Source organism: Agromyces mariniharenae, assembly GCF_008122505.1.
Lineage (GTDB): Bacteria > Actinomycetota > Actinomycetes > Actinomycetales > Microbacteriaceae > Agromyces > Agromyces mariniharenae.
This window is the reverse complement of record NZ_VSSB01000001.1, coordinates 2,254,615-2,273,136: the sequence shown is the minus strand read 5'-3', so window position 1 is coordinate 2,273,136 and position 18,522 is coordinate 2,254,615. Positions and strand designations below refer to the sequence as shown.

General features: G+C 68.1%; 17 protein-coding genes. 8 read left to right on the top strand and 9 right to left on the bottom strand.

The window, feature by feature from the left end:
• Window positions 1-24 precede the first annotated feature (24 nt).
• The 3 genes from FYC51_RS10535 to FYC51_RS10525 all read right to left on the bottom strand — a co-directional run bounded on the left by FYC51_RS10535 (window position 25) and on the right by FYC51_RS10525 (window position 3,884).
• A complete protein-coding gene (locus tag FYC51_RS10535; protein WP_148733489.1) occupies window positions 25-2,172 on the bottom strand; it encodes a GmrSD restriction endonuclease domain-containing protein in 2,148 nt (715 codons plus the stop codon).
• Window positions 2,173-2,679: 507 nt separating this feature from the next.
• Window positions 2,680-3,627, bottom strand: coding sequence for a DUF3825 domain-containing protein (locus FYC51_RS10530; protein ID WP_148733488.1), 948 nt, complete (start codon window positions 3,625-3,627; stop codon window positions 2,680-2,682).
• The gene (locus FYC51_RS10525; RefSeq protein ID WP_148733487.1) at window positions 3,624-3,884 is read right to left on the bottom strand and encodes a hypothetical protein; all 261 of its coding nucleotides are present in this window, start codon (window positions 3,882-3,884) and stop codon (window positions 3,624-3,626) included. The genes FYC51_RS10530 and FYC51_RS10525 overlap by 4 nt, the downstream gene beginning before the upstream one ends.
• Window positions 3,885-3,993: 109 nt before the next feature.
• Between FYC51_RS10525 and FYC51_RS10520 the strand changes: the two genes are divergently transcribed.
• Complete coding sequence (locus tag FYC51_RS10520) at window positions 3,994-5,187, top strand: helix-turn-helix domain-containing protein (protein WP_187432582.1); 1,194 nt, start codon at window positions 3,994-3,996, stop codon at window positions 5,185-5,187.
• A 75-nt stretch (window positions 5,188-5,262) separates the two neighbouring features.
• Here the strand turns inward: FYC51_RS10520 and FYC51_RS10515 are convergent, their stop codons facing one another.
• Window positions 5,263-6,609 carry a coiled-coil domain-containing protein gene (locus tag FYC51_RS10515; protein ID WP_148733485.1) on the bottom strand — a complete coding sequence of 449 codons (1,347 nt, stop codon included), beginning with the start codon at window positions 6,607-6,609 and terminating at the stop codon, window positions 5,263-5,265.
• A 104-nt stretch (window positions 6,610-6,713) separates the two neighbouring features.
• Between FYC51_RS10515 and FYC51_RS10510 the strand changes: the two genes are divergently transcribed.
• The 3 genes from FYC51_RS10510 (at window position 6,714) to FYC51_RS10500 (ending at window position 9,149) form a co-directional block, all read left to right on the top strand.
• A complete protein-coding gene (locus FYC51_RS10510) occupies window positions 6,714-7,190 on the top strand; it encodes a GNAT family N-acetyltransferase (RefSeq protein ID WP_148733484.1) in 477 nt (158 codons plus the stop codon).
• 164 nt (window positions 7,191-7,354) lie between these two features.
• Window positions 7,355-7,915, top strand: coding sequence for an RNA polymerase sigma factor (locus FYC51_RS10505; protein WP_148733483.1), 561 nt, complete (start codon window positions 7,355-7,357; stop codon window positions 7,913-7,915).
• A gap of 40 nt (window positions 7,916-7,955) precedes the next feature.
• A complete protein-coding gene (locus tag FYC51_RS10500; protein WP_148733482.1) occupies window positions 7,956-9,149 on the top strand; it encodes a hypothetical protein in 1,194 nt (397 codons plus the stop codon).
• Window positions 9,150-9,204: 55 nt separating this feature from the next.
• Here the strand turns inward: FYC51_RS10500 and FYC51_RS10495 are convergent, their stop codons facing one another.
• The 4 genes from FYC51_RS10495 to FYC51_RS10480 form a co-directional block, all read right to left on the bottom strand.
• The gene (locus FYC51_RS10495; RefSeq protein WP_148733481.1) at window positions 9,205-9,636 is read right to left on the bottom strand and encodes a DUF1761 domain-containing protein; all 432 of its coding nucleotides are present in this window, start codon (window positions 9,634-9,636) and stop codon (window positions 9,205-9,207) included.
• A 144-nt stretch (window positions 9,637-9,780) separates the two neighbouring features.
• A complete protein-coding gene (locus tag FYC51_RS10490) occupies window positions 9,781-11,055 on the bottom strand; it encodes a hypothetical protein (protein WP_148733480.1) in 1,275 nt (424 codons plus the stop codon).
• 139 nt (window positions 11,056-11,194) lie between these two features.
• A complete protein-coding gene (locus FYC51_RS10485) occupies window positions 11,195-11,851 on the bottom strand; it encodes a response regulator transcription factor (RefSeq protein WP_148733479.1) in 657 nt (218 codons plus the stop codon).
• Window positions 11,848-12,954, bottom strand: coding sequence for a sensor histidine kinase (locus FYC51_RS10480; RefSeq protein ID WP_187432581.1), 1,107 nt, complete (start codon window positions 12,952-12,954; stop codon window positions 11,848-11,850). The genes FYC51_RS10485 and FYC51_RS10480 overlap by 4 nt, the downstream gene beginning before the upstream one ends.
• A gap of 127 nt (window positions 12,955-13,081) precedes the next feature.
• Between FYC51_RS10480 and FYC51_RS10475 the strand changes: the two genes are divergently transcribed.
• The 3 genes from FYC51_RS10475 to FYC51_RS10465 all read left to right on the top strand — a co-directional run bounded on the left by FYC51_RS10475 (window position 13,082) and on the right by FYC51_RS10465 (window position 15,857).
• The gene (locus tag FYC51_RS10475) at window positions 13,082-14,017 is read left to right on the top strand and encodes a hypothetical protein (protein ID WP_187432580.1); all 936 of its coding nucleotides are present in this window, start codon (window positions 13,082-13,084) and stop codon (window positions 14,015-14,017) included.
• 87 nt (window positions 14,018-14,104) lie between these two features.
• Window positions 14,105-14,659, top strand: coding sequence for an RNA polymerase sigma factor (locus FYC51_RS10470; protein ID WP_148734251.1), 555 nt, complete (start codon window positions 14,105-14,107; stop codon window positions 14,657-14,659).
• Window positions 14,649-15,857 (top strand): hypothetical protein, encoded by a 1,209-nt coding sequence (locus FYC51_RS10465; protein WP_148733476.1) that lies wholly within the window; start codon window positions 14,649-14,651, stop codon window positions 15,855-15,857. The genes FYC51_RS10470 and FYC51_RS10465 overlap by 11 nt, the downstream gene beginning before the upstream one ends.
• 64 nt (window positions 15,858-15,921) lie before the next feature.
• Here the strand turns inward: FYC51_RS10465 and FYC51_RS10460 are convergent, their stop codons facing one another.
• Window positions 15,922-17,319 carry an MFS transporter gene (locus tag FYC51_RS10460; RefSeq protein WP_222863233.1) on the bottom strand — a complete coding sequence of 466 codons (1,398 nt, stop codon included), beginning with the start codon at window positions 17,317-17,319 and terminating at the stop codon, window positions 15,922-15,924.
• A 326-nt stretch (window positions 17,320-17,645) separates the two neighbouring features.
• Here FYC51_RS10460 and FYC51_RS19245 point away from each other — a divergent pair, with 326 nt between their 5' ends.
• Entirely contained in the window at window positions 17,646-18,455 is an 810-nt protein-coding gene (locus FYC51_RS19245) for a nuclease-related domain-containing protein (RefSeq protein ID WP_187432579.1), read from the top strand.
• Window positions 18,456-18,522 lie beyond the last annotated feature (67 nt).

Sequence of the window (18,522 nt, the reverse complement as noted above, 5' to 3'; positions counted from 1 at the left end):
CGAGGTCTGGGGTCCCTCCCGGGCTCAGGCGCTGAGTCCTCCGCCACCCGCGCCGTCGCCATTCAGCAGTCGATCGCGAAGCGTGTTCAACCATGCTCCGTTCTCGACGCGCCAGAAGTACCAGGCGTTTCCGCTCTTCCCCTCACGCACCTGGCGCGCAGCTGCCGCTGGTGAAGAGTACCTTTTCCCGCCGTAGAGAACCTGCCCGCCTGCGAGGACCTCACAGCGCGCGTCGGGCCAGCGCTCGTCTGTGCACACCAGGGTGGCGCCCACCTGCAGCAAGCCGGCGGCAATCAGATGGGCATAACTCACTGTCGCCTTGGAGAGCCGTGATGACCGGTCTATGACCTTCCCCTCATGCGTATCCGGTACTGGCCACGTCTCGAGGAGGGCCCTGGTGAGCTCTGCCGTGCGTTCGTCAATCATTGACTCATCCCACCCTGCAACCGAACGAGCGACTACAGCTCTGTTCATCAGGAAGACATCATGTCGGTCCACTGCACTGCGCTTGCCCTTGTCCCCAAGCCACCCACTGTTGGAAACGGATGCATTGAGTGAGCCAGTGAGCAGCGTGAGGTTACCCAGCCTGTGAACGTGATCGTCTCGATCTGCCTCGTCCGCCGCGCTCGTAACGGGCCAATTGGTGCGCCATCCGCGGGGAAGGATGTGTTCCACCTGCTGCTTGTCACGAAAAACGCGGACGCCGGTCTTCGACGCGCCACGTGAACCGTATCCGCGGTACCAGTCCTCAGCGGCCTGTAGAAGCAATCGCTGCATCGGCTGTGAGAATCGACGATAGAAATGCTCCGTCGCGAGCGCCGAAGTGATCTCAGCGTCCCCAGGCCAGTATGTACTCGCATACTGTTGGCCGGTGAGGAAGCGCTCGACAACTCCGATGAGTTCGGACTCAGCGACGCCGCGCCCCGTTGACACGAGGTCGGCAGCGATTCGCCCGAGGTCACTGCTCTGCAACCGCAGAAGTCGCCGCCGAACAATCCAACTCTCCACCATGTCTATTACCCGGTCCATGACGGCCTTTGAGTAGCCGGCACCAGGTTCTGTCAGCCACAGCACAATGGGCTTGGTGATCTCAACTTGGGCGATGCCCATCCGGTACATGTGCAACTCGAGGCGACTCAGATCGGCATGCGCGTCGGCTGCGCGCTCGGTGAGCTGTTGGTACGTTCGCGCCTGCTCGCTGATCAAACGAAGTAGTTCGACCATGGAGAGCGTCGTCTCATGTTCAACGAAGAACTTGAAACGGGTGAACGTGGAGCGCGGGCTTATCTCTTTGCCGACGCGGGACACGAGCCACTGACTCAGGAACACCGCACTGCGCGTTGTCGCAAAGCGGCCAACGCTTACTTCAGCCTCCCAAAACTTGGTTTCGAATGGCCACAGTTCGCGATACGCACGTTCCTCGTCCTCACCTTCCTGCTTCAACCTCTGGAACACGAAGTTCTTGATGAGATCGGCCGCAGTGAGTGGCGTTCCGCGTGCATTGAGGGTCTCGAAGATCTCTTGCGAGTCCTCACTCGCGCTCAACTGAATGACCACCAGTTCGAGGGCATTTTGCAGTGCGACCGAGAGGGCGTCCGCGCGAATCGGCGGAGCCTCCGGTCCCTCATCGAGCCACTTGCCTACACGTCCATAGAAGAACTCGTGTGCCTTCACGAGAAGCGAATCACGATGGGAAAGCGCGGCGTATTCGATAGGCGGAATTGCCTGCATTACCTCCCGGAAAGCCCCGCGATCACGATTGGTGTGCCGCAGCTTCAGCCCGGGTTGGTCCGAACCTAAGAACATCGCGCTGTTGTGAGTGAGAAACTCCAACTGGCCCGTCAGTGCATCGAGCTCGCGCGCGCGGAACGCTGCCGCGGTCGCGTCGAGGACGAGCTGCAGAGTGGTTAGTCGTTGCTGCCCATCGACGATCAGGAATTCCTGGACTCCCACGGGCTGCGTGTCCGCCTGCTGAGTAACGACGGCTCCCAGGAAGTGGGTCGCGAGGGTACCCGTGCCGCCCAAACGATGCTCCGCTATCCGTCGGATGTCAGCCCACAGAGGGCCCCATTGCTCGTCCTCGTTCCATACGTAGGGTCTCTGATAGAGGGGAACGGTGAGGTGTTGGGGCATCCCGAAGATGCCCTGAGGCGTCGTGACGTCGGTCTTCATGTTGCGACTAGTTCCTTTGGGGTTCGTGGCGGCTACTTCTTCGTTGCAGGACGACAGCGATCGACGGTGGCGACGTACTGCCCCCGAGTCGCAAGCCTTCGCCAATCCGGCTATCGTGCCAGACGCATCGTTGACTCGAGGTTCGGGCTGGCGGATAACGCAAATCGTTTGTCCGCATTCGGTGACATTAGAGACCACGAAGGACGGAGGCCTTCTCCCAATCGGTTAGTCACTAACCACGTGACAGAGGACAGTTAGCGGCGGCCTCCGTTCCCCAGACAGCAGCTGACGAGCCCCCTTCCGTTCACCACCTTCCGGAGCATGTGCCGCATGAACGAGAAGCCCCAGCTGCTGCCACCATCGACCGCATACTTGGCCGGGCGACCCCTTTTGCGTCGGCGATCGCGGCTCGGTCCCGTTGGCGTGGCGGGCCGACAGCGGGATGACGCACTCGATTGCTCTCGGATCGCCGTCTGGTAGTCGAGCAGGAAGGGATCTCGCTTGCGCCTAGCCTCCGACCAGCACGTCGTCGAGCTCGCCTGCGGGATATGCCTGTGGCTTAAGCCATTCAGAGTCCGGGCGCGCGACAAGTCGTGCGTTGGTATACGCCATCTCGAGGGTCAGCACGGTGTTGCCCCTGTAGCTGTCGCCCACCGCGGAGACGACTAGCGCAAGATCTGCCTTCCCATCTCCGGTGAGGTCGAGCGGCATGAGAAATTGCGCCCCGGCGTCATGGAGCCGGGGGTACCACTGGGGCACCACGAGCTTGTGATTACGCCGAACACGCTTGATTGCCACCTCAATCGCGGCGGTGATGGCCGCTCGTGCACGATGGGGTGCTTTGGCAAGCTCGGGTGGGAATCGCTCGATGTTGTCACCCAGAATGTGCTCGAAATTGAGCTTCAGGTCTCGTCGCCAGTCGTAGACCAAGTCCCCGGCGTTCGTCACATACTCGGTCATCTGCGGCGCCTCGGGAAAATGCATCATGATGTCCCGATCCGATTCTGTCGCCCAGCGCAGGAAGTACCACGGCTGGCCGGAGGGATGACGGTTTCGCTGAAACAGCGCGAAGATATCTTCGGTGTACTGAGTCAGCAGACCCGTGTTGAAGGCTGCGTACTCATTGTCTGCAGTCGTGACGATCTTGTCCTCCATAACGAGGCGCTGGTACGTATACCGGACATAGCTGTCGAGGATCGGAAGCGCCACGAGTGAAGAAGCCCCGCCGATCCACTCTTCCGGTTCCGCCAAACTGGAAAGCGCCTCGAGAGCATCCGCCCATGCTCGGCCCCCAGCTTCTTGGCCGATTAAGCCGTCAGTTCCCCGATAGGCGAAGAACGCAAAGCGACGGATCGTGTCGCGCTGCGCCTCAGGATGATCGGCGACCTGAATTGGTACCTTGTTCGCGGGCTCACGTCGCGCGATATCGAGCGGACTGGGCATTGAGAGGCTCACGCGGGAAGCCTAGCGCCGAAAGGTCCCGCTTCCCCGCGGCAGGCCGCGGCCACATGGTCAGCCACCGCCGCGATAATGCCCTGGCTAACCTTGCGCACGTCAGGGTTTTGCACGAGTCGCATCGATGCGTCGTGCACTGCGGGGATCCGGAGCAGAGCGGCAAAGCCGATGAAGCCTCCGCCGACCAGTACGATTCCGCACCCAATCGTGGCGAACGCGCGTCGGTCGATGGCTGGCGGCGTGATGGTTGAGGTCATGTCGTGCTCTCCTGGCCTGATCGTGATGTTAGGTCCTTGGGAAGGTTAGTCACTAAGTCGGTTTATATCAAGCCACTTAGCCATGACGCTGGGCTATAGAATGAGATTCATGACCTCCTACTCCTTGGAGTCCCTCGGCGCCGTGGTTTCAGCCCTCCGCAGGGAGAAGGGCCTCACCCAACAGCAACTCGGGGAACGCGCTGGCTATCAGGCCGGAGCTGGTGTCGCGATCTCCCGGCTTGAGAACGGGCAGCTCCGGCCGGGTCGAGACAAACTCGAGGGAGTCGCGCGAGCATTGGGAATCTCGACCGACGAGTTGGCCATTCGCGCCGCCGATGGCAACGACGAATCCGAGCGTTCAGCGAGACCCAGCATCGAGTCCGTCGACAATCGCATAGCTCGCATCAGTCGCGAGATCGAGAGGCAAAGACAACTCGAGCGTGACCTTGAAGCGTTCAACGAAGCGAGGGATCGAGCGAACGAGCTGTTCCTAATCAGATTTAGTGCGATCGCCGCGCGCATTGGCGGCTCGCCAGCGCGAAGCGAACAGAACATCGAAAGCATCGACGGCGAGGATGCCGACGTCGAGGCAAAGTACCAGATTCGATTTACGACGATCGGTGTATCGGCGGCCCTTGCCGGCCGAGCCGGCGACGGCGCAGCGGACGCCAGGAGCTTTGGGGGGTACAAGGCGTTTGTGCAAGCGGTCGCGCTTGGATTGGCCTCGACGGGTGCGAAGCTCCTCGCATCATCATCAGGTGAGTCACGAGCGCTTGGTGGCTACAGTGCAGCTGTACATGCCGGCCAAGTCGCCGCTCGTGGCGCGAGCGCCTCCGGAGGCAACGCGTTCGTTCTGGGGCTGGTGGCCGGAGCGGCAGTCGTTGGGTTCGCGGATCTGTTGACGACGGCGGAACGAAAGCGCAAGCGCATGAAACAGGATTTGGATGCCGAGTTGGAGAAGGTCGAGGCAGCGGCCGCAGATATCAAGTCCAACGTCGATGCGCTACGGGAGCTCGTGCCGAAAGCCACCGAAACACTCGAATACATTGCAGTGCACGCGGGGCATGCGCTAGGCCGGTGGGAAAGTCAGCTCGGGCTGGGCGTCCGCGAATGGAACTCATTGAACAGCGCTGATCGTCGGCGCTACGAAAGCTTTGTGGACATCGCGGCTGCACAGCTCGCGGTAGCGGGGATCGACATTGCGGCTTTGTGGATGGCCAGGACCGATCAACTCGAGGAGGAAAGAAGGCTGGCCGACCGCGTCTTGACTCAAGCGAGTCTGGTCATTACTTCGCACGTCTAGTTCGCGTGACACGGGGCAATCTCGGGATGTGCGCTTGATGGTTAGGCAAACCTCCGTCGACGCCAGTGGCTAGCACTAGTCGAAGATCCCGTCGAGCACACTCCCGATCACAAGCCCCCCGAGAATCCCGCCCATCATGTCGCCTCCGCCGCCGCGGCGACCGCCGCCCCAGCCCGGACCGCCGCCCCACGGGTCCTGCGGCCGTGACGAGTCGATGTCGCGCCGCGCGAGGTGCAGGGCTTCGGCCGCAAGGTACGCCACGCGGCGGGCCATCGCCATCGCCTGCTCGCGGTGGTCCTCGTCGATCACGGTGGCTGTTGCCGCCGACCGGCCGAGGAAGTGGTCGAGGTCGATCCGGATGCGCTCGGACTCGGCCAGCCGAGTGCGGGCGTCGGCGCCGATCCAGCCGCGGTGGCCGGCGATGACGTCGCGGGCGACGGCGAGCTGTCGGTCGGCGTCGTCGATGGCGTGTCGCACGTGTTCGAGCGGTGGGATCGGACGAGCAGCCCGCTCGCGGGCAGCGGCGATCGCGGCATCCAGGCCCGAGTTCGCTTCGCGCAGCCGGTCGAGCTGGGTGAACGGGTCGGTGTTGACGCCGGCCGCCGGGAGGGAGGCGAGAGCCGCCTGAAGTTCGTCGATCGCCTTCTGAACTCCGGGCGAGTGCGGCTCCTTGAGCGCGACGACGACGTCGCCGCGGGAGTCCTCGACGATCGCCGCCAGCGTAGACTCGGCCCGCAGCGCCTCGACCTCGAAGTTCTCGACCGCATCGAGCAGCGCCGCCGCTCGGCGCACCGATTCGGCGGATGCCTCGAGCGCGAGATTCGCTTGCTCGCGCTGCCCGGCCTCACGCCGCCGCTCGGCGACACTGGCGCTGTGCTCGGCGAATCCGAGCAGCTGCTCGGCTTCCGCGGGGTTGGACTGCACCTGGGCGAGCGCCTCAGGCGAGTAGCGGGCGGCGAGCCGTTCGACGGTGTCGCGGGCCTGCGGGATGCGGGCGCGCAGGAGCGCGACATCCCCTCGCACGCCGGCGATGATCTCGGGGGCGCGCCGCGCGCGGGCGATCTTCTCGGCGAGGGCCGAGGTGCGCTCGTCGAGCACGTCTTCGGCCCAGTCGCAGAGCTGGACGATGCGGGCGTTGCGGGTGCGCAGTTCCTCAGCGGTATCGGGGATCTCGTCGTGATTGAGCTGGTTCAGCCGGAAAGCCTCGCCCAGGTGCGTGCGCACCGCAGTGAGCCCCTCGCGAAGGTCGGCGGTCGCCTCGGGGCCGAGCTCGGCCTCGGCGAACGCGAGCTCGTCGGTGGTCACGCGGATGCGCTCGTCGGCGGCGACCAGGGCGGTTCCGGCGCGCTTCGCCAAGTCGGCGTCCTGCGCTTGGAGTTGCTGCTCTTCTTCGCGCTTGCGCTTGCCCCAGAATCCGGCCATGCCTTCGATCCTAGGGTCGGCGCTGGGAGCGCGCTGTGGGGCGAGGACGACTCGTCAGCGGCTCGGTGCGCACGCGGCATCCAACCGTACGCCAGCATGGACCCATGACCGACACCACCGACTCCCGCACTTGGCTGCCCGAGGGCTTCGAGCACCCCGAGCGGGTCGACCTCGCTTCCGGTTTCCACCTGCGCCCGATCCGTGCCGACGACGTCGACATCGACTACCCGGCGGTCATGGGCTCGCGCGAGCGCCTCTGGCGCATCTACGGCGACGCGTGGGGCTGGCCGCCCGAGACGATGACCTACGAGGCCGACCGCGAGGACCTCGCCATGCACGAGCAGGAGATCGCCGACCACGTCACCTTCAACTACGCGATCCTCGACGAGGAGGAAACTCGGCTCGTCGGCTGCGTCTACATCGACCCGCACGACGAGGCGGATGCCGAGTCCTCATGGTGGGTCGTCGACGACCTCGTCGGCTCCGATCTCGAGCGCGAGCTCGACGAGTTCGTGCCGCATTGGCTGCAGTCGGCGTGGGGGTTCCGCGCGGTCGCGTTCCCGTTCAACGCGGTCGACTAGGGGGCCGAGCGGATGCCGCGGGCGTCGGATTCTGCGTCCGCGGCATCCGTTATTCGGGCATCAGCCGGCCGCCACGTCGCCGACCGCACCATGAAGACCCGAAGAAGATGCGAACCGTGTGACCTTTCCGCCTCCCGTGACATTCCTAAGGTGAGGAGGTGCACGTGGAAGAGGACGAGGGCAGCGACGCCGACCTGTTGAGACGGGTGGCGGGCGGGGACCAACGGGCGTTGGCGGTCGTGTTCGATCGGCACGCGGCATCCGTGACCCGGTATGCGTGGGCGATCGCCCCGAGCCGCATGGATGTCGAGGAGATCGTGCAGGACACGTTCGTCACGATGTGGCGCAGGGCGGCCGAGATCGCGATCCCCGAGACGTCGCTGCTGCCCTGGCTGCTCGTCACGTGCAAGAACCTCGGACGGAACACGGTACGCAAGGCCGCGCGTCATGAGGCAGACGAGCTCGACGAGAGCCGAGCGGATGCCGCGGGGCTGGTGCGCGATCATCACGATGCCGAGGCGGCCCGCGAGGACCTCCGCTGGGTGCTCGACGAGATCGAACGCCTCGAACCCACCGATCGGCGCGTATGCGAGCTGTGCCTGATCGACGGCATGCCCTACGCCGACGCTGCGAAGTTGCTCAACCTCAGCGTCGGCGCCGTCAAGCAGCGCGTGTCCCGGAGCCGTGCCCGACTGAAGAAGGCGGTGACCCTCGATGAGATCTGAACCTCCCACCGGAGACGAGCTGACGCGAATGCTCGTGTCCATGAAGCGCAACGTGCTCGAGCAGGTCGCCAGAGAAGCGGATGCCACGAAGCGCTCGAGGTCGACGCACCGCATCATCGGGCTGGGCGTCGGCGTGACATTGCTCCTGGGCGTCGGAGCGGGGGCGGCATTCGCGCTCGGAATCGTTCCGACGTCATCTGATGACGTGACCCCGAGCTCGGCCGCCGCGGCATCCGCCTCACCGACACCGACGCCGGAACCCACACCCACGCCGCCTCCCGTCGACTACGAGGTGACCGCCGGCCAGCCGGCGTCTCGCTTGGGTTTGGACTGCGAGACGTTGGTCGACCCCGCCGTGATCGAGAGCCTGTTCACGTCGGCCGTGGCAGCCACTGACCCGTTGGTCACCGCATCGGAAATCGGCGCGTCCATCCCGAGGCGCACGTCGATCCTGTCGGTCGGCGGGACGGTGTGCGAATGGTCGAACGGAGAGGCCAACAACGATCAGTACGGCACGAGCGATACCTACGTGGGCGTGGCGGTCTCCGTCATGCCGCGGCCGGCGGAAGGTTGGAGCGATCGCGCGGTCAGCCTGCTCGACGTTGGTGATTACAGCACGTGCGACGACTTCGGGTGCCGCAGCTCGGCCGAGGTCGGTGACGCGTGGGTCACGGTCGAAGCGTTCGGCGGCGAATCGAAGGCATTGATCCCTGGCCACTGGCAGCCGCTGGTCGACGCCGTCGCCGAAGCCGTGAGCTCCGCGGGTCCGGCCACCGAATACATCGCGCCGGACCGCGCCGGCGCGCCCTTCCCCGAGACCTGCGAGTCGATGATGCCGCTCGATGTGGTGGCGTCCATCGCCGGCACGAGCGTCGAACCGACGGGTGGCGGCGGGTGGAGCGAGTGGGCCGAGGCCCGCCTTCAGGCACGCAACTTCAGCTGCGGTTGGACGGAGGAAGGTGGTGTCGGACGAGGCGGCGCACTCAACATCAGCTGGGTGCGCGACGGCCGCTGGGCGTTCGACCGGATGCTGCTCGCCGGAACCACATCGCCGGTGGAGCTGACTGGACTGCGTTCGAGCGACGCGGCCGTGATCCGGTGTTTCGATACGACCTCCGAGACGTATTGTGGCGTCGATCTCCGGGTCGGCCAGGACTGGTTGAATGTGACCGCTTCCGGTCGCGACCAGACGATCCGTTACGCCGAGGCACTGCTGGCGCAGCTCGCATCGTGACGCGGCCGACCCTCTCGGGGCGGGAGCGAGCTCGCTGGTCGAGGCGAGCCGCGCCTCAGACGGTGCCGGCCGGCGGCCACACCCCGATGATCAGCCCCATGATGACCACCGTCACGAGTTCGTGGGCGATGTTGAGCCCGGTCAACGCCCACGGGCGACCCTCGAACACGTCGTGCGTGATGAACCTCGCGGCGGTGAATCCCGCCCACAGGATCAGCGCCGTGAGAACCGCCGAGAAGAGGTAGCTGCCGCCGTAGAAGTGCCAGGCGATCGTCGAGGCGCCAGCGAGCACCCATGCCGTGATGAAGCTCACGAGCACGGTCACGACGATCGGCATCACCGCGCTCGCGCCGGGGCGATCCATGTCGACGTTCGCGAGCTTCGCCCAACGGGTGCCGAAGACGCCCCGCGCGTACCAGATCGAGCCGACGAGCATGCTCGACGCCGTCGCCAGCAGCACCGCCCAGTAGTTGATCTCGGGGACCATCTCCGCCTCCTTCTCGCTGCGGCCAGGCCGCTTCCACCGGAGACGCGCACGTCGCGCGGTCCGCTGCGCGTGAGCGTACTCCCGCCCGAGGACCTTCCGAGGGGAGCGCGCCGGATGCCGCGCGGGGTGCCCCCGTGCCTCCGCCTACGGCGTCGAGCTGGGGTGCGCGTCGACGCCGACCCGCGGCTTCGGATTCCGCGATCGGAACGCGTCGATGTCCCGTCGCGCCAGGAGCAGTGATTCGCCCGCGAGGAACGCAGCACGCTGGGCCATGGCGATCACCTGCGCTCGGCGATCCAGGTCCATCACCGTGATCGTCTCGCCGAAGCCGCTGAGGTAGTGGCCGAGATCGGTGCGAATGCGCTCGGACTCGGCCAATCGCGTGAGGGCCTCGGCGCCGATCCGGCCCGGGTGGCCGGCGATCGCATCACGGGCGACATCGAGCTCCCGGTCTGCGTGCGAGATCGCATGACGCACGTGGTCGACGAGCACGATCGGATGCGTCGCGCGCTCGTGGGCCGCGTCGATGGCGGCCTCCAGCGTCGCGTTCGCCTCGCGCAGCTGCTTGAGGTGGGCGAACGGGTCGGTGATGACGCCGGCAGGCGGGAGGTCGGCGAGCGCACCCTGCAGGTCGGCGACCGCGGTCGCGACGGGACGCGAGGCGGGCTCCTCACGCGCGATGGCAAGGTTGCGCCGAGCTCGCTCGACGAGGGCCGCCAGCTGGGACTCCGCCCGCAGGGCCTCGACCTCGAAGGCCTCCACCTCGTCGAGCAGGGCTGCGGCACGACGCACCGAATCGACGGATGCCTCGAGCGCGACGTTCGCCTGCTCACGATGCCCAGCGGCCCGCCGACGCTCGGCCACACCGACGCTGTGCTCCGCGAATCCGAGCAGCTGCTCCGCCTCCGCGGAGTTGGACTCGACGGCGGCGAGGGCGCTGCGCGCGTAGCGCATGGCAAGCTGATCGAGGATGCCGCGGGCCAACGGGAGCCGGGAGCGCAGGCGCTCGACGTCGGCTCGCACGCCGGCGATGACCTCGGGCGCATGTCGCGCCCGACCGATCCCGTCGGCGAGGGAGCCGACGTGCTCGTCGAGCACCTGCTCGGCCTGCTGGCACAGCAACACGATGCGAGCGTCGCGGGCCTGCACCTCCTGGGGAGTGCCCGCGGTCAGCTCGTGGTTGGTCCGGTTCAAACGGAACGCCTCGCCCAAGAGCCCCCGCGCCGCGACGATCGCCTCAGCCAGCCCCTCGGTCGCGTCGGAACCCAGCTCCGCCTCGGCGAAGGCGAGCTCGTCGGCGGCGAGGCGGACGCGCTCATCGGCGGCGACCAAGGCCGATCCGGCCCGCTTCGCCACGTCGGCGTCGTGGACCTCGAGTTCCTGCGCACCGCGTCGGCGCCTGACCCTGAACCCGGCCATGCTTCATCATAAAGTTCGTGACCCGCCATGAGGCAGGCCCCGAATCCAGACTCTCGGCCGCTTCACACCGCAGCGCCACTCACGGCGAGCGCGCTCGTCGACGAATCCGCGCGCTCCGCGGCATCCGATCGGATGCCCGCTACGGCCGCAACCCCGCATCGAAAGCTGTGACGATCGCCGCGGCCCGATCACGCGCGCCGAGCTTCATGAAGATCGCCGAGACGTGGGACTTCACGGTGCGCTCTCCCACGCGCAGCTGCGCCGCGATCTCGCGGTTGTTCGCCCCGAGACAGATGCGGCGCAGCACCTCGAGCTCGCGTGGGGTCAGCTGCTCGAGCGCACGGCTCGCCGCCGGAGAGGCCGGCGCGCGGTCCTTCGCCCGCGCCAGCACCCGGGGAAGCACCCGTGCGTCCAGCCAGGCTCCCCCGGCGGCGACGGTGCGCACCGCCGCGACCAGGTCTTCGGCCGGGCTGTCCTTGAGCACGAAGCCCGCGGCCCCGGCCGTCAGCGCTCCCCAGAGCACGGCGTCGTCGTCGAACGTCGTGAGGGCGAGCACGGGCGGGGACGCCGAGACGGCTCGCAGCTGCCGGGACGCCTCGGGACCGTCCATCCGCGGCATCCGCACGTCCATCAGCACGAGGTCGGGGTGGTGAGCGCGAACCGCCGGCAGCACGCCCGTGCCGTCGGCGCATTCGGCGACCACCGAGATGTCGGGCTCCGCACCGAGGATGAGCGCGAGGCCGGCCCGCACCATGGCCTGGTCGTCGACGAGCACGAGTCGTAGCGGCGCGGTCACGCGGCACCCCCGACGGGAAGCCGGCACTCGACGACCCACGAGTCGCCCTCGGGCCCGCTGCTGAGCTCGCCGCCGAGCGAGGCGGCCTGCTCCCGCAGCCCGACGAGTCCGTAGCCGTCGGGGCCGGCATCCGTCGAGCCGGGAGGGAACTCGTTCGAGACGCGGGCGACGACGGCGTGATCGTCGATCCCGACGTCCACCGTGGCCGACGCTCCAGCAGCGCGGTGCCGAGCGGCGTTGGCGAGCGCCTCCTGCACGACGCGGTAGAGCGTGAGCCGCAGGGGTAGCGAAAGTGGTTCCGCGGTGCCGCTGACCTTCAGATCCACCGGGAGCCCTGCCGAGCGATACGTCGAAACGAGTCGCTCGAGGTCCAAGGATGCCGCCTCGGACTCGTCGTCATCCCGCAGCATCCCGACGGCCCCGCGAATGGCATCGAGACTCTCGCGCGACACTCGTTCGGCTTCGATGAGGGCCGCCTCGGCGGCATCCGGATCCTTGCGCAGCAGTCGACGTGCCCCGCCGACGTGGAGCACGACGACCGCCAGCGAATGCGCGACGAGGTCGTGCACGTCGCGGGCGATCCGGTGCCGCTCCTCGCGCGCCGCGGCATCCGCCAGCTCGCCTTCGGCCGCGCGCAGCTCGTCGGTCAACCGCGTGGCGCGCCGCAGGAGCACGCCCACGAGCACGCTGAACGCGCCGCCGAACGCGAAGTAGATCGCGCCGACATCCCATTCGACTCCGAACAGGAACGGCACGAACGGGAGCGCCATGACGACGACGGTGACCGTGCCGACCAGCCAGCGGTCGTCGTACCTGCTGGCGAGCCGGCTGGCGGCCGCGAAGCTGACGAAGAGCGCCGCCCCGATCTCGGAGAGCGCGATGACGGGGACCACCGGGACGATCGCGAGGGTCACGAAGGCGAGCTGGGGGAGTTCGACACCGAACACGAGCAGGGCCCAGGGCACCAGGGCGACCAGCATCGCCACCACGACCACGGGGTCGAATTGCGCACCGACCACGGCCAGTACCGCGGCGACGAGGGCGATCCCGGCGTAGACGAGGTCGGTGACCCGTGAGCCCGCCCCGACTGAAGCCCGCTGCATGCGTCGCTCCTCTCGGCTTCGCCTCAACGAAACCGTATCGGACGTGTTCGCGCCTCGTCCCGTGGTACGAGATCGAGGCGTTCCACGGTGCGATGACGGCCGGATGCCGCGAGCGCAGCATCGGGGCATGACCACCTCGATCCCAACCTCAACGCTTCCCCGTTCCTCCTCACGCGCATCGGCAGCGGGCGCCGTGCTCGCGGTCGGCGCCGGCCTCAGCGCCGTCGCGTTCGCGATCGCGGTCGTCGGCCTCATCGTCGACCCGACCGTGATCACGGGGGCTCCCGCCTGGATGAAGCCCGCCAAGTTCTCGTTCTCGATCGCGGTCTACCTGCTGACGCTGCGCTGGGTCCTTTCGCACGTTCGGGGCCACGCTCGGCTGCTGGCGGTGCTCAGCACGGTCATCGCGGTCGCCCTCGTCGCCGAGATCGCGCTCGTCGAGCTGCAGGTCTTCCGCGGCACGGCCAGCCACTACAACGAATCCAGTGACCTGGATGCCGCGGTCTGGTACGCCATGGGCGGCATCGTGTCGCTCGTGCTGATCGCGACCATCGCCGCCGGCGTGCTTGCCCTGCGACAGCGAGGGCTCGACCCCGGACTGGCAGCCGGGCTCCGCTGGGGGATCGGCATCTGCGTGCTCGGCATGCTCGCGGCGGTCACGATGATCTTCAACAAGGAATGGAACGACTCCGGCGGACACACCGTCGGAGCGGCGGACGGCGGCGCCGGAATGCCGATCACCGGCTGGAGCCTCGAGCACGGCGACCTGCGCGTGGGGCACTTCATCGGACTGCACGCCCTGCAGGTGCTGCCGCTGCTCGCCTGGGCGCTGCTGCGATGGACGCGCCTGGACGCGACGACCCGCGCGCGGCTGCTGAACGTGGCGGGGGCGAGCTACACCGCGGTCGTGCTGCTCGTCACCTGGCAGGCGCTTCGGGGGCAGAGCATCGTGCGCCCCGATGGTGAGACGCTGGCGGTCTTCGCTGCCGTGGCGGGACTCGCGGCGGTGGCGACGGTTGCGGTGCTGCGGCGGAGCCGTCGGCGATCCCTGTCGGTTCGGTAGGAACGGGGGCTTGGCGTGCCAACTTGATCCCACTTTGTGACCTTTGCTCATCTCTCGACATTCCTAGAGTGAAGGGGGGTGCACGTGATGGAGAGCAGCGGCACGGACGCCGAGCTCCTGGAGCGCTTGGCAAGCGGCGACCAGCAGGCGATGGCGGTCGTGTTCGACCGGCATGCCCCGGCGGTCACGCGCTACGCGTGGGCGATCGCGCCGAGCCGGATGGACGTCGAGGAGATCGTGCAAGACACGTTCCTCACGGCCTGGCGCAAGGCGGCCGAGATCGTCATCGCCGAGACGTCCCTGCTCCCATGGCTCCTCGTCACGTGCCGCAACTTCGGCATGAACGCCGTCAGGCGAGCGGCCCGCGATCGGGCCGACCTGTTCGACGACGACGCCTACCGCGCTGACGCCCTCCGCGAGCACCAGGACGCGGAGATGGCGCGGGAGGACCTGCGCTGGGTCCTCGACGAGATCGAACGACTCGAGCCGATCGACCGGCAGGTGTGCGAGCTCTGCCTGGTCGACGGCCTCACCTACGCCGAGGCGGCCGAGCAGCTCGGCCTCAGCGTCGGCGCGGTCAAGCAGCGCGTGTCCCGGAGTCGGGCCCGATTGAAGAAGGCGGTGACCCTCGATGAAGTCTGAACCTCCCACTGGAGATGAGCTGGCGCGCCTCCTCGTGTCGATGAAGCGCAACGTGCTCGAGCGGGTCGCGCAGGAACCGGCGCCCGCGAGGCGGATGTCGACGCACCGCATCCTCGGGCTGGGGCTCGGCGTCGCCGCGCTCTTCGGCGTCGGGGCGGGTGCCGCCTTCGCGCTCGGCATGTTCACCGGGCCGCAGGAAGACCCGACTACCACGACGGATGCCGCGACCGCGCCTCCGAGCGCACCGGCGCCGAGCGAGTACGCGGTGACCGCCGGCCAGCCCGCATCGCGGTACGGCCTGGACTGCGCCACCCTCGTCGATCCGAGCCGTGTTTCGAACCTGTTCTCGACCGACGTCGCCGCGGTGGATCCGATCCTCTCCGAGTCGGGCGTCGGCATCGCGATCCCGAGGCGCGCCGCGATCCTCGCCGTCGGCGGCACCGTGTGCGAGTGGTCGAACGGCGTGGCCATGAACGACCAGTACGGCACCGAGCCCGACTACGTCGGCGTCACGATCTCGGTCGTCCCACGGCCCGTCGAGGGCTGGAGCGAGGTCGCCACGCAGCACGGGATGCCCGCTGACGAGCGCGAGTGCGGCGACACGTGGTGCTGGGCGAGCGTGCCCGTCGGCGACGCCTGGGTCACCGTCGCGGCATCCGCCGGCGATCTGGTCACGGATGCCTCGGGCTGGTCGTCGCTCGTCGACGCCGTCGTCGCCTCGGTGGCCGCCGCCGGGCCGGCGGCCCCGCCGACCATTCCCGAGCGCACCGCGATGCCCGTGTCCGAGGACTGCGAGGCGATCATCCCGCTGGACGAAGTGCGCACGATCACGGCCACGCCCGACGCGCAGGCGATGCTCGGCGCCGGAGGCTGGAGCGAGTGGGCCGAGGCCCGGCTCATCGCTGATGCCTGGGGCTGCGGCTGGGGCGTCGACGACCTCAGCCGGGTCGCGAGGGTGGACTGGCTCCACGAGGGGCGCTGGGCGTACCTGCGGATGCTCCAAGCCGGCACGTCGACGCCGATCCAGCTCGACGGCCTCGCGGCTGGGGATGCGGCATCCGTTCGTTGCGACGACCGGTACGGCACGACCTGCGCCGTCGACCTCGCGGTCGGTCGCGACTGGTACAACGTGACCGCCAACGACGAGTCGACAGCCATGGCGCTCGCCGAGGCCCTGGTCGCCCGGCTCGCGGGGTGACCCTGCAGCGCCGACACGACGAACCCCGCAACCTGGCCGGTTGCGGGGTTCGGCGCCGTTGCGGCTACGCCGCGGCCGGAACCAGGTCAGCGTCGCGGACGTCGGCGAGCGCCGCGGTCTCGGTGTCCGCGTCGGGCTCGCCGGTCTCGTCGCTCACGTCGCCCGAGTCGATCGGGTTCGCGATCTCGTCCCGCGTCATCCGTGCGGCGATGATCGCGACGACCCCGATCACCAGCGGCGCGATGCCCGCGATGAGGAACACGATCGACAGCCCCAGCGACTCCCCCGCCGGGCCGGCGACGGCCATCGAGACGGGCATGAACGCGAGCGAGACGAAGAAGTCGAGGCTCGAGACGCGGCCGAGCATCTCCGGCGGGACGCGGCGCTGCAGCAGCGTGCCCCAGATCACCACGCCGCCGTTGAAGGCCGCGCCGACGAGGAACGCTGCGATCGCCATGACCCAGATCTGGTCGGTGAGGCCGAAGACCGCCAGCGGGAGGCATCCGAACGCCCAGAGCAGATTCATCACGGTGAGGTAGCGACGCGGCATCCGGAGCGAGGCGATGATCGCGGAGCCGACCGCACCGCCGATGCCGAACGCGGCCAGGATCAGCGCGTGGTCGTCGGGGCCGCCGGCGGCGCGGTCCTTGATCACGAACGGCACGAGCACCTCGAACGGCCCCATGATCAGGAAGATCAGCAGCGACGCGAAGGTCAGCGTGCCGAGCAGCCACGGGGTGCGCACCATGTAGCGGAATCCGGCGGCCACGTCGACGAGCAGGGCGACGGCCGGATGCCGCGGGGTGGTGTTGCCCGCGATCGCGTCCGCGTCGGCGTTCGCCTGCTCGAGCTCCGGGCGCTCGCCGCGCAGCGGCGTCTCGGGCACCTTCAGGATGAACACCACGGCCGCAACGCTGGTGAGCGCGGCCACGGCGAGCGCGGCACCCGGAGACGAGATCGCGATGAGCGCGCTCGCGAGCGCCGGCCCGCCGGCCTGCATGAGCACCGGACGCGCCATGCCCTCGAAGCCGTTCGCGGCCATGAGCTGGTCCTCGGGCAGCACGCTCGGCAGCAGCGCCGAGTACGCCGGGTAGTAGAGGCCGGCCATGACGCCGCCCACGAACGCGACCGCTGCGAGCTGCCACGCCTCGAGGGCGCCGGCGAGCGACAGCAGCGCGACGATGCCGACGCTGGCGGCCCGCACGACCTCGACGACGAGCAGGATGCGCCGCTGCGACATCCGGTCGGCGAGCGCACCGCCGAGCAGCGTGGTCAACAGCATGCCCACCGCGGATGCCCCGGCGACGAGCGAGAGCTCGGCCGCGCCGCCGCCGATCGCCACGATCTGCCAGACGAGCGCGACCATCCAGATGCCGGCGCCGATCATCGACGCCACGAGCGCCGCGGCGAGCCAGCGGTAGGCCGGGTTGCGGAGGGGCCGGAGTGCCCGGGGTGTTGACATGATGTCGTCTCCTTGTGCCGCTCTTCGTGAGCTTCGGTTCCTGCTCGAAGCGGATGCCTCGAACGGATGCTTCTACTCATGCGTCGAACGGGGATGGGGGAGATCGACACATCGCGTAGGACTTTCCCGAACTCGCCGAGGTGCCCAAGTGCCCAGGTGCCCAAGTGCCCAAGTTCCGAAGTTCCGAAGTTCCGAAGTTCCGAAGTTCCGGACGTTCGCGACGAGAACACCGGCACGGCAACCCCACGTTGTGGGACTCCCTCGGGGATCGGGTCGCTGGGAGGATCGAGCGACCCTACCGCCGAACGAACCGAGACCCGCGCCCCATGACGAACGAGCCCACCGTCTCCCACTCACTCGGGCTGCGGCGCCCTGCGGCATCCGTCATCGCCGAGTGCCTGCGCGTGCAGGCGACCGTGCGGCCCAACAGCGCGGCGCAGCGCCTGTTCGGCGTCTCGCCACTCGGCCGCGAGGCCGAGCCCTGGTACGTCGGCGCGCTCGGGGAGCTCGAGGTCGCCCGGCGGCTCGAAGCGCTCGGGCCGGGCTGGTACGTGCTGCACTCGGTGCCGATCGGCGCCGGCGCGAGCGACCTCGACCACGTCGTGATCGGACCGGCCGGGGTGTTCACGATCAACACCAAGCACCACCGCGGGCAGCACGTGTGGGTGGGCGCGAAGCGCATCATGGTGAACGGGCAGCGCACCGACCACCTGCGCAACGCCGCGTTCGAGGCGAGGCGTACATCGAAGCTGCTGTCGGTGGCCGCTCGCGCCCTCGTCGAGGTTACTCCGGTAGTCGCGGTCGTCGGAGCCCGACGGATGACGGTGCGCGAGCGCCCATACGATGTCGTTGTGCTGCACGACCATCAGCTGGTTCGCTGGCTGCAGCGGCATCCGGTGACCCTGACACCCGAGCAGGTGCAGCGCGTCGCCGCGGTCGCAGCGCACCCGGCGGCGTGGCAGCGGATACCGGAGGCCGACGCCGTCGACCACGCGGCCTTCGACCGCCTGCATGTCGCCGTCGGGCGCGCACGACGGCGGCGGCAGGCCTGGGCGGCCGTTCTCATCGCGGCCATCCCGCTCACCGCCTTCACCCTGTGGTCGGCGGCCACCTCGACGCTGGTCGCCGTCGGATAGGGCACACCCGCCGACTGGGGCTGACCGCGACCGCGGCCAGCTGCCATGCTCGGAGTCGACCTCGACA